The organism is Streptomyces sp. NRRL S-495 (genome assembly GCF_000966955.1).
Lineage (GTDB): Bacteria > Actinomycetota > Actinomycetes > Streptomycetales > Streptomycetaceae > Kitasatospora > Kitasatospora purpeofusca.
Map to the genome: position 1 here is coordinate 1 of NZ_JZWY01000734.1, position 661 is coordinate 661.

The 661-nt window shown below is 71.0% G+C and carries 1 pseudogene; it reads right to left on the bottom strand.

The features are described 5' to 3' along the window. Positions 1-106 precede the first annotated feature (106 nt). Positions 107-415 (bottom strand): annotated as a pseudogene (locus VR45_RS32165) (transglycosylase family protein); the annotation flags it as partial. Positions 416-661: the final 246 nt, after the last annotated feature.

The following is a 661-nucleotide window of genomic DNA, read 5'->3' on the forward strand; positions in this document are numbered from 1 at the left end:
AACGCACGACGCCGCTGGTCACCGGGCCGCCCCTGTGGTGGGGGTGGTCGGGTGCAGCGGCGTTGTTGTGGTGCGCCCCCGTGGGTGTTGGGGGGTGGGGGTGTTACTTGGTGAGGCCGGCCTTGACGGAGCAGACGGGCCAGGCGCCGGGGCCCTGGGCGGCGAGGACCTTTTCGCCGATGGTGATCTGCTGGGCCTTGGTGGCCTGGTGGGCCTGGGGGGCGTAGGCGGTGCCGCCGAAGGCGGCCCAGGTGGAGCTGGTGAACTGGAGGCCGCCGTAGAAGCCGTTGCCGGAGTTGATGGCCCAGTTGCCGGTGGCCTCGCAGGCGGCGACCTTGTCCCAGACGCCGGCGGGGGCGGCGGAGGCGCTGGTGGCCGTGACGAGTCCGGCCACCGGCAGGGCGAGGACCGCCCCGGCCATCAGTGCCGTCCGGACGCGGTTGCGCTTGGGGGTGGCGGTGACGGCGGTGGTGGCGGTGGTCTCGTTACGGAAGGTCATGTGTTTCCTTTCGGAGGGGGGTGCGGGCGTGCGGAACCAGGCCCTGGGGGGCTTGTGGTTTCGGGGGGCTCGCACTGCGTTCCTGGTGAGCGGTGTGCTCGTTCGGTGCGACGCATTCGAAGTTACGGGGGTGGGGGTGGGGTTTCAAGGATTCGTAGGTTT